9 protein-coding genes are annotated in these 10,322 nt (G+C 39.0%); all 9 read left to right on the top strand.

Going from position 1 to position 10,322, the window contains the following annotated elements:
* The first annotated feature begins 500 nt into the window (after positions 1 to 500).
* Complete coding sequence (locus AC29Z1_RS06140; protein WP_488270576.1) at positions 501 to 1,175, top strand: LytR/AlgR family response regulator transcription factor; 675 nt, start codon at positions 501 to 503, stop codon at positions 1,173 to 1,175.
* A 188-nt stretch (positions 1,176 to 1,363) separates the two neighbouring features.
* Positions 1,364 to 1,996, top strand: a complete 633-nt coding sequence (locus AC29Z1_RS06135; RefSeq protein WP_488270575.1) for a polysaccharide biosynthesis/export family protein — start codon at positions 1,364 to 1,366, stop codon at positions 1,994 to 1,996.
* A gap of 44 nt (positions 1,997 to 2,040) precedes the next feature.
* Positions 2,041 to 3,468 (top strand): GumC family protein, encoded by a 1,428-nt coding sequence (locus AC29Z1_RS06130; RefSeq protein WP_488270574.1) that lies wholly within the window; start codon positions 2,041 to 2,043, stop codon positions 3,466 to 3,468.
* Positions 3,469 to 3,642: 174 nt separating this feature from the next.
* Positions 3,643 to 4,350 carry a CpsD/CapB family tyrosine-protein kinase gene (locus AC29Z1_RS06125; protein ID WP_488270573.1) on the top strand — a complete coding sequence of 236 codons (708 nt, stop codon included), beginning with the start codon at positions 3,643 to 3,645 and terminating at the stop codon, positions 4,348 to 4,350.
* 19 nt (positions 4,351 to 4,369) lie between these two features.
* Positions 4,370 to 6,283 carry a polysaccharide biosynthesis protein gene (locus tag AC29Z1_RS06120; protein ID WP_488270572.1) on the top strand — a complete coding sequence of 638 codons (1,914 nt, stop codon included), beginning with the start codon at positions 4,370 to 4,372 and terminating at the stop codon, positions 6,281 to 6,283.
* A gap of 122 nt (positions 6,284 to 6,405) precedes the next feature.
* Positions 6,406 to 7,434 carry a glycosyltransferase family 8 protein gene (locus tag AC29Z1_RS06115; RefSeq protein ID WP_488270571.1) on the top strand — a complete coding sequence of 343 codons (1,029 nt, stop codon included), beginning with the start codon at positions 6,406 to 6,408 and terminating at the stop codon, positions 7,432 to 7,434.
* Positions 7,382 to 8,581: a glycosyltransferase gene (locus AC29Z1_RS06110; RefSeq protein ID WP_488270570.1), complete on the top strand. Its 1,200-nt coding sequence runs from the start codon at positions 7,382 to 7,384 to the stop codon at positions 8,579 to 8,581. The genes AC29Z1_RS06115 and AC29Z1_RS06110 overlap by 53 nt, the downstream gene beginning before the upstream one ends.
* 1 nt (position 8,582) lies before the next feature.
* The gene (locus tag AC29Z1_RS06105; RefSeq protein WP_488270569.1) at positions 8,583 to 9,341 is read left to right on the top strand and encodes a glycosyltransferase family 32 protein; all 759 of its coding nucleotides are present in this window, start codon (positions 8,583 to 8,585) and stop codon (positions 9,339 to 9,341) included.
* A gap of 10 nt (positions 9,342 to 9,351) precedes the next feature.
* On the top strand, positions 9,352 to 10,322 hold a 971-nt coding region (locus tag AC29Z1_RS06100), incomplete at its 3' end, for a glycosyltransferase (RefSeq protein ID WP_488270568.1).

Below are 10,322 nucleotides of genomic sequence, written 5' to 3'. Positions count from 1 at the left end.
GGCAGTTCCAGTTGTAGAACTGGTTACCCCAACATTTATTATAGAGCCTAAAAAATTTAAGAGGTAAAAGCACTATCTGTCAAAAACAGGATAGTGTTTTTTTTGTTTGGAACAAAACTTCACAATTTATGGCATTCTTAGTTTAAAACTATTTTTATGATCATCTTATGCGGAGAATTGTAACCTGTTTAAAAAAATTCTGACATTCTTTTATTGTTTTATAAAAATTTGGGTCTTGTTTTCTAGGTTACATGTTTTATTGACTGCAGAGCTTGTATTAACTTTGTGAGATAAGCTATAAAGTGTCGAAAGTGGACGTAACAAATTTATTGATTATAATTACGTGAATAATTAAAATGTACATTAGTTAACTTAATTTACATTTATTTCCAACAATATGTCTATAGTGTGAGATAGGCAAAATGTAGATTTTATTTCTGCTGACAATTTATCTTATAGGAATTGGAAAAAGAGAATAATCACTTACTAGGGGGATAAACATGGTAAAAGTTCTCTTGGTTGATGATGAGAGTCGCTTTTTACAAGAACTGGCAAGTCAACATAGTTTTCGGGTGGAAGTAGTAGGAAACTTAATTAATGTATTTGACGCATTGAAGAAAATAAGTGAAATGAAGGTAACAGGCATGATTGTTAATGATCGTGCTTATGAATCAGACAGGAAGAAGGCCAATTTTAGAATAAAGCAAGATTTAGGTCCTGAAATTGTTCTTGTAATGGCTACTGATGAAAAATATTTAGAAATGTCCAGTCCAAACAGGGCAGTATCTAAGCAAGTGACTCAGAAGCCTGAACGGATATCTCTATGGGATGGTAATCGAATTGTCATGATTAATGTTGAGAAAATTGCCTGCTGCTTTTTGGAAAAAGGAAGCCGAAAAGTTATGGTTGTGGCTGAGAATAAAATTTATCAAAGCAATTACACCTTACATGCTTTTTTAAGTATGGTTGGGGAAAAACGGTTGATTCGCTGTCATCGAAGTTTTGCAATAAATCCAGACTATTTATCAGAAATGTTTCCTGGCGAAAATAATACCATGATTGCCAAGGTCGCTGGTTATAATCGGGAAATACCAGTCAGTCGGCAGTATAGTCATATTTTTAAGTCTATTGCTGGGTTACGAATAAGGTCAGATTGTAAGAGGTACTGCCCTTAAATTAGTGGCTAGTTAGGCCAGTCTAATTGCATATTATACTTCAACTTATGAGTTAATAAATGCAACTTGTACCAAATGAATTGCCCTGAAGAAATGGGGCAATATATAATAAAACAAATTACAAAAATTTCCAAATAAGCTTGTTTTCTGGTTTTGCAGCTAACAAAGTATTATGGGAGGTTAATCAATTGAAAAAAACGCAAAGTATCATTCTCGTTTTGCTCATGATATTGAGTGTAGGCAATTGTTGCTGGGCTGAAGATTATCGTCTAGGGCCGGGTGATATATTGGATATTAATGTACTCGGGTTTGACGAACTGAAGGTCAGCAACCTGATGGTTAGGTCAGATGGAAAGATTGCCTATCCGATAGTGGGTGAGGTTCAGGCCAGCGGACTTTCTCCTGGTGAGTTGGCCGAGGTTATTGCTCAGGGAATTACTCATTATGCAAGAGATGCGCAGGTTACAGTCAATATAACAAAGTTTCGGACGACTCGTATTTATGTATTAGGTGAAGTGGCCAAGCCTGGAATGTATGAACTGGAAAAGGGGCATTCCCTACTTGATGCGCTGGGAGCTGCCGGAGGCTATACCAAGGATGCTCTAAAAAGAAAAGTCTATATCTGGCGTAAGGACTCCAATAAAGAGCCTCAGGAAATTAATCTGGTAAAACTCTTGAAGCAGGGAGACATGACGCAAAATTGTGAGTTATATGAGGGGGATGTGGTGTTTCTTACTTCCAGTGGGCGAATTGATTTTAGCAGAGATATACTTCCATTTTTCAGTATTGCTTACCAAATTAGTAAGTTTAATGATGATTAGCGTTCGCTAAACGAATGCCTTATCGTCAGATGGAGGACAGTGACATGAGTCAAATAAACAAGGATTTGCAAACCTGCAAATGGATTATCAAAAAAAGATATACCCTAATTCTAGCTACTTGTCTGTTGGGTGTGGCTATCGCCTCGTTTATCAACTTTATTACTCCTCCTAGATATGAAGCGGTAGCTAGTCTACGGATTAAACCATCCGAAGAGGTTCCCTTATTTTTTGCTAGTATGACGGGCGGTTCGCAGCTTAGTATCAAGCAAACGATGGCTAATTATGCTGCGCTGCTTAAGAGCCGCACTGTTGTACAGGAAGCTATAAACCAGGTATATAAAGATCAAAAATTTTCTCCCCGCTATGAACAAATCATTTCTAATATTACTGTTAAGCCAGCCAAGGAAGCAGATATTTTATATATTGTGGTGCAGTCTACTTCACCGCAGGAAGCGCAATTGCTTGCTAATACACTCAGTGAAACGCTTATTGCTTTGTTGGCAAAAGAGCAAGGTGCAGTTAAGGAATTCATTGGACAGCGGTTAAAAGACGCAAAGCAGGAACTGGATCGTGCTGAAAGAGCGCTAGAAGATTATAAACGAGAACAAAAAATGATTGGAGCGGATATGCAGTCCAGAGCAATGGCAGAAAAGCTTGCTTCGCTTGACAGAATGTTAGCGGAGAACACTGTCAATCTTGCCATTGCTCAGGCGAAACTTAATAACGCTGAGCGGCAGTTGGCTGGTCAAAAACCTACGATTGTGGCTGACAACGCGATGATTCAGCAATATAAATCCAAATTGGCAGATATGGAAGTGGAATTAGCAGGTTTATTGCCTAAACATGCGGACAGTCATCCGAAAGTAGTCGCCCTCAGGGCAAGTATAACAGAAACGCGATCTAAACTAAACGCGGAAGTAGCACGCGTACTAAACGCAGAAGCTGCTTCAGGAAATCCCATTACCCAAGCTCTAATGCAAGAAAAAATTATGGCAGAAGCAGATATAGCCGCTGCAACAGCACAAAAAAGAGCCATCAGCACTATGTTAGCTAATAGTGAAAAGGACATGGCGTCTCTTCCAGCAAAGGAACAGGGGATGACACGTTTAATACGGGAGGCGCAAGTGGCACAGGAAATATATATGATGCTGGACAGACGTTACGAAGAAGCACGCATTAATGAAGTTTTGCATCCTAAAGACGTCAGGGTACTGGATGCTGCTATTGTTCCTGAATTCCCGATTCAATCCCGCAGTAATCACGTTTTACTAGTAGGAATGATGGTTGGGCTACTGCTAGGAACAGCTATAGCGTTTTTATTGGAATATAGTAAGCGGCCTGTTCTTAATGATCAGGAAGCAAAAGAGCTGTTGGGTTTGCCGGTTTTAGGAATTATACCAGATTTTAGTACAGCAGTTGATTTGCCACAAGGAACATGGGGGAATAAAGTCCGCAAGTTATTTACCCGATAAGGTTAATCCATAGACTCATGGAAAATACAGGGAAAACTTATGGTCATGTAATCGTTTGCGAATTTATAATGCTGAAACGGGGAAGTAGTTGGGGAGTTTACTCCACTTGAACTGACACCGCCTGTAGAGGCGGAAGCCTTGACTCAGTATATAAAGAGACAATGAGGAGGAAAGATGAGGTGTTACACATTGACTAACAGAACATTGGTTGTACATTATAGTCCGAAATCTGTTTGGGCTGAGGCCTTTCGGGCGTTTAGAACCAAGATACTGCACTCTAAAAAAGACAATATGACGAAAAGCATATTGTTTACCAGTGCCAGTGCGGGCGAGGGAAAATCTGTGACAGTGGCTAACACGGCCATTGTGTTAGCGCAGACAGGCAAGAAAGTAATTCTATTAGATTGTGATTTACACAAACCTGTTCAACATGAAATTTTTAAGAAACGGAAAACTGCTCGGGGCTTGACCAACTTTTTGAATGGGGAATGTGCAATATTCGATATTATACAGGAAACCGGTATACCCAATCTACAGTTGATTACCAGTGGGCCAATACTGTTTAACCCGTCTGATCTACTGGATTCTGATAAAGTTAAGGCAGCGCTAATTTCACTCAAGAGTCAGGCCGACTTTATACTTATCGATAGTCCACCAGTTTTACCAGTTACTGATGCTTGTATTCTGGGCCCAATGGTGGATGGGATCATAGTGGTGGTTGGAGTGGGCAAGGTTCAGCCTGAGATGATTCTGAGAGCTAAAGAGCACTTGGAAACTGTGAATGGCAATATATTGGGTGTAATCATTAATCGTTCTGATACCTTTGCTGAGCAAAGTGCTTATTATCATTACTATGAGAAAGTAGGGCAAGCTGCAAATTGACCAGTTGGGGGATGTAATCATGCGGCGCAAGTTATCATTAGTGATTTTACTATTTATCGATACAGCTATTGTTAGTTTAACACTGCTTTTGTCGCTAATGATTCGCTTTGAGGAAACGGCCCTTGACGTTTTGTTCTTAACATTTCTGCTGCCTTTGATGCCAGTCTTTATCTTTTTTCGTCTTTTATCTTTTTATGTCTTCGGGTTATATCATCGTTTGTGGCGCTATGCCAGTATTAATGAGCTGCTGGCAATAGGGGGAGCAGTGACGTTAAGTTCGATCATCATCATGTATACTACGTTTATAGGCCCTGCAGTACCTAAAAGCGTTCATGTTATAAGCTGGTTTTCAACAATTATATTGATTGGGTTATCCAGGTTATGTGTGCGTATAGTCTTGCATTTTAGGCAGGTAAAGGGGAGAAAAGGCACTGCAAATGTACTTATTGTCGGTGCCGGCGATGCCGGGGCAATGATTGCCCGGGAAATGAAGTACAGCTGCAACGGCAATAAACATGTGATTGGCTTTATTGATGATGACCCGTATAAGCACAACCAAATGATATATGGTGTCAAAATTATTGGCGATCGGTCGGTAATAAGACAAGCTGTAAAAGAGTATCAAGTGAATGAAATTATTATTGCAATGCCCTCGGTGGGAGGCAATATTGTTAGGGAAATAGTAAACGAATGCAAACAAACAGGTTGCCTGGTAAAAACGCTTCCAGGTATGTATGAGCTGATTGATGGAAAGGTTACGGTTCAGCAGTTGCGCGATGTGGACGTAGAGGATCTGTTAAGAAGAGATCCGGTTCAACTTGATTTGAATGAAATCGCCGGATATATCAGTGGCAAACGTGTTCTTGTAACCGGTGCCGGCGGGTCTATTGGCTCAGAATTATGCCGCCAAATTGCTAAATTATCCCCTAATAGGCTTATATTGTTGGGAAAAGGGGAAAACAGCATTTATGAAATCGATAGGGAACTACGAACTAAATATCCCCAGCTTGATCTAAGTCCAATTATTGCAGACATAAAAGACAAGGGGAGAATGGATGAAGTCTTTTACCATTATAAACCTCAAGTCGTTTTTCATGCCGCAGCACATAAACATGTACCATTAATGGAGTTGCAGCCTAAAGAGGCAGTACAAAACAATATTTTTGGTACAAAAGTAGTTGCCGAAGCGGCAGATAAGCATGAGGCTGAAGTTTTTGTAATGATATCGACAGATAAGGCTGTAAATCCAACCAGTGTCATGGGAACTACCAAAAGAATCGCCGAGCTAGTCATTCAAAGTATAAGCAATAAAAGCTCAACGAAATTTGTGGTAGTTAGGTTTGGCAATGTATTAGGAAGTCGAGGAAGTGTACTGCCACTATTTAAAAAACAGATAGCTGCCGGTGGTCCAATAACGATTACTCACCCTGAAATGAGACGATACTTTATGACAATACCTGAGGCTGTTCAACTAATTTTGCAAGCTGGATCGATGGCTAAAGGGGGGGAAGTATTTGTATTGGATATGGGTGAACCGGTTAAGATTGCCGATTTAGCCCGAGACTTAATTGAGCTTTCCGGTTTAGTACCCAATAAGGATATAAAAATCGAATATACCGGCATAAGACCGGGTGAAAAGTTGTATGAGGAGTTACTTACAGCTGATGAAGGTATCAATGCAACCAAGCATGAGAAGATTTTTGTGGCAGAAATCAAAGCCGTTGACGAGAAACTATTGAATCAGAGAATTGCTGCTTTGAAAAAAGCCATTCATGATGATGAGATTTATAAAATTTTAAAGAAAATTGTGCCGTCTTATTCGGCGGGAGGCTTATCGGGCTTTAAGCCAATACATAGTCAAGAAAGTGCAACGAATACACAAACTAATGAGTATGCAGGAGGATATCAGCCGGCAACCGGGTTGTTGCGCTGAGCTGAATGATATGAATCGTTTACAGTTGACAATTTGGCGGGGAGACATGGAAGTTCTTAAGTCAGGTGGAGAGATTACTCCACCTGGACTGACGCCGCCTGTAGAGACGGGAGTAGGTTCGTATGCATTTACAAATTGCCTATTCAACTGATAATAATTATGCGCAGCATGTCGGAGTATCCATGGTATCTTTATTTGAAAACAATCAAGAGTTTACTGATATTACTGTGTATATTCTGACAAATAATGTTTCGCTGATGAACAGAGAAAATCTTTTAACTATTGCCCATGCTTACAAACGAAAAATTATCTTTATCGAAATGGCTCCGTTTTTAAACAATTTGCCTTTACATATCAGCGATTCTATTGCCATTAGCGCATATTCCCGGCTTTTTCTTGCGAGTGCTTTGCCGAAAGAGGTTGAGAAGATAATATACATGGATTGTGATACCGTCATAAATGGCTCTTTGGCTGAATTATGGACATTGGACTTAGATAATTGTTTTATCGCAGGAGTTGCTGATTCGGTCTCCCAATATAGTGAAAACTATTCGGAAATAGGATTAAGTGAGGAAGATCATTACATTAATTCCGGTGTTATAGTAATAGATCTCAATATATGGAGAAGTAACCATATTGAACAGAATTTTATTGATTTTATCTTACACCGCGGCGGTAACGTTCGTCACCATGATCAGGGAACAATCAATGGCGTATTGCGGAATAAATGTAAAATTATTCATCCTAAATATAATGTGATGTCCGTATTTTTTACGATGAGCAGAGAACAAATCATAAAATATTACAATATGAAAAGTTACTGTTATTCAAGTGAAATGCTAGCCGAAGCAATCCGTAAGCCGGTTATTATCCATTATACTCCGGGTTTTGTGGGACGACCCTGGGTAGAAGGATGTAAACATCCCTTACAGGGGCTTTATTTGGGGTATTTGAAAAAAACGCCGTGGAAAGATACGCCTTTATTCAAAAACCGCATGCGATTTCGGGAAAAAGCGATTGCCTTTTTATATACCAATATGCCGTTTGATCTGGCCCATAGCTTATGTAACGGATTAATACATATATATAGAGGTCTGTATGAAAAGAAAGATATTTATTTGCATGCATTCGTTGGACATCGGCGGGGTTGAGCGAAGTCTAATTGGTTTATTAAATAGTTTTGATTATAGTACATATGATGTGGATTTGTTTTTGTACTCACACCAAGGCGAATGGTTGTCTCTTATTCCCGAACAGGTAAATCTATTACCGCCTGATAAAAGCTGTTTATGCTTGGTAAGACCCATCAAAGAAGCTGTTACTCAGCGAAAACTAGCCATTGCACTAGCCAGACTATTAGGTAAAGCTGTCAGTGCCTATTATGTTAGAATCAAAAAATTTCGTGATGGCTGCTATATAACCAAGCAATATGGACATAAATATGCGCAGCCGTTTCTTCCTAAAATAACCAAAAAATACGATGTAGCCATAAGTTTCTTAGATCCCCATTACTTTGTAGCTAACCATGTGGATGCCAGGGTGAAAATAGCCTGGATACATACTGACTTTTCTATGATAGATGTAGATAAATCAGAAGATTTTCTTATGTGGAATGATTTTGATTATATTGCCACCGTTTCTGACAGCTGCCGAGACTCGTTTCTAAAAATATATCCCGAAATGGCAGATAAAACCATCATTATTGAAAATATACTTTCCCCAAAATTTATACAGCAGCAAGCCAATATGGACGTTTTAAATGAAATGCCTGATGAACCAGGAGTAGTAAAGCTGTGTACGGTTGGTCGGTTTTCCTATGCCAAAGCTTTTGATAATGCGGTGCAGATATGTAAGCAGCTATTAGATATGGGCTGCCGCATAAAATGGTATGCCATCGGGTATGGCGGGGATGAGTCCAGCGTTAAAGCAAAAATTAAGGAATTACATATCGAAGATACATTTATCATACTCGGGAAGAAAACCAACCCCTACCCATACATGAAGTCCTGCAATATTTATGTTCAGCCTTCGAGATATGAAGGCAAGGCGGTTGCGGTACGGGAAGCTCAAATACTATGTAAGCCTGTGATCATAACCAATTTTGCCACAGCGCCCAGTCAGCTTAAGGACGGCTATGACGGCATAATTGTACCCATGGATATTGAACAATGTGCGAAAGGGATAAAAGCCGTGATCGAAGACACTCGTTTACAGCAAAGACTTATTAATAACATGAAAAACAATGATTATGGCAATGAGCACGAGGTGGAAAAAATATATCGTTTGATCAATAGGTAATATGGGTGATATGGTGGAAACACAAAATACAATTCCTAAAATAATACATTATTGCTGGTTTGGGCGAAACCAAAAACCGACTTTAGTCAAAAAATGTATGAAAAGCTGGCATAAGGTTTTGCCGGAATATCAAATCATTGAATGGAACGAAGACAACTTTGATATTCATCAAGCGAATGACTATGTGCAAGAAGCCTATACATGCAAAAAGTATGCTTTTGTTAGTGATTATGTGCGTTTATATGCGCTGAAAAAAATGGGCGGCATCTATATGGACACCGATGTGGAAGTGCTAAAAGGGTTTGATGATTTACTTACTTATAGTTCTTTTTGGGGGTTTGAAGACGATACCTATATGGCAAGCTGCGTAATCGGAGCACAACAAAATGATGTGCTGTTGGATGCATTTTTTAGGCATTATGAAAATAAGAAGTTTATCCATGATGATGGTAGTTATAACCTAACAACCAACACCTATGTATTATCAGAGATCGTAAAAAGTATGGGAGCAAAATTGAATGGAAAACAGCAAATTATCAATGGGAATATAGCCATTTTCCCCAAAACATATTTTTCTCCCTATGATTATAAAAACGGTGATAATTTCATTTGTGAAGAAAGTTATGCTATCCATCATTTTTCGCAGACCTGGTTACCTTGGCATGTAAGATATAGACGAATCATAAAGATTCGTATGATGAAGGCTTTTGGCAAGGACATCATTGAGAAAATAATTAACCGAGTTACAGTAAAAGCGTGAGGGATGGGAGATGAAAGATGCCACTTTACCTAAAATAACGATCATCGTTCCTGTTTTTAATGTCGATAAATACCTGCATACCTGTATGAATAGCTTAATACACCAAACCTTTAGCAACATTGAAATTATTGCAGTCAATGACGGTTCAACCGACTCCAGCCTGAAAATCTTAAACGATTTTGCGGAGCAGGACAAGCGGGTGAAAATTATTAATCAGCCGAATCAGGGATTATCTGCTGCCCGAAATACAGGTATTGCCCATGCTCAGGGCGATTATATTATTTTCGTTGACGCTGACGATTGGATTGACCTGGAGACCTGTGAGACAGCCTATAGAGTATGTATTGAAGAGCATGCTGATGTTGTCATGTGGTCCTATGTCCGAGAATATGAAAAACGTTCTTTACCTAAAGTTATTTTTAATGAGGATCGGGTTTTTGAGGGAGAAGAATGTAAACTTTTGCATCGAAGATTTATCGGTTTAGTTGGTGAGGAGCTAGCGAACCCTGAGAACTCTGACAGCCTGGTAACTGCTTGGGGAAAATTATATAGAAGGGACATTATACAGAATAACAAGCTTGAATTTATTGATTTGCGCAAAATAGGCACCTATGAAGACGGTCTATTTAATCTACAGTATTTTGGCTATGTTAAAAAGGCGGTGTTTATTAATAAATGTTTTAATCACTATCTAAAATCCAATTCCACCGCTTTAACTCAAACTTATAAGCCGATGCTATTCCAACAGTACAAGAACTTATTTCAAATCATGCATGCGTATATTAGAGACAACAAATTACCTAATGATTTTTACACTGCGCTGAATAATAAAATATGTTTGACAATTATTGGGCTAGGACTAACCGAGTGTTCCAAAAGAAATCCTAAATCCTTTATTGAACGTATTGGTTTTATCGGCCAGGTATTAAATGATGCTGTATATAAAAATGCTTATAAACAATTGCCATTGAAGCATTTTTC

It is taken from the genome of Sporomusa sp. (genome assembly GCF_057736855.1).
The sequence above is the reverse complement of the archived record's forward strand: the minus strand, read 5'-3'. Positions and strand labels throughout refer to the sequence as shown.

Bases quoted from the DNA above. Each gene is read 5' to 3' on its own strand.
- AC29Z1_RS06140 (WP_488270576.1), top strand. From the start codon at position 501: ATGGTAAAAGTTCTCTTGGTTGATGATGAGAGTCGCTTTTTACAAGAA.
- AC29Z1_RS06130 (WP_488270574.1), top strand. From the start codon at position 2,041: ATGAGTCAAATAAACAAGGATTTGCAAACCTGCAAATGGATTATCAAA.
- AC29Z1_RS06125 (WP_488270573.1), top strand. From the start codon at position 3,643: ATGAGGTGTTACACATTGACTAACAGAACATTGGTTGTACATTATAGT.
- AC29Z1_RS06120 (WP_488270572.1), top strand. From the start codon at position 4,370: ATGCGGCGCAAGTTATCATTAGTGATTTTACTATTTATCGATACAGCT.
- AC29Z1_RS06115 (WP_488270571.1), top strand. From the start codon at position 6,406: ATGCATTTACAAATTGCCTATTCAACTGATAATAATTATGCGCAGCAT.
- AC29Z1_RS06110 (WP_488270570.1), top strand. From the start codon at position 7,382: ATGAAAAGAAAGATATTTATTTGCATGCATTCGTTGGACATCGGCGGG.
- AC29Z1_RS06105 (WP_488270569.1), top strand. From the start codon at position 8,583: ATGGGTGATATGGTGGAAACACAAAATACAATTCCTAAAATAATACAT.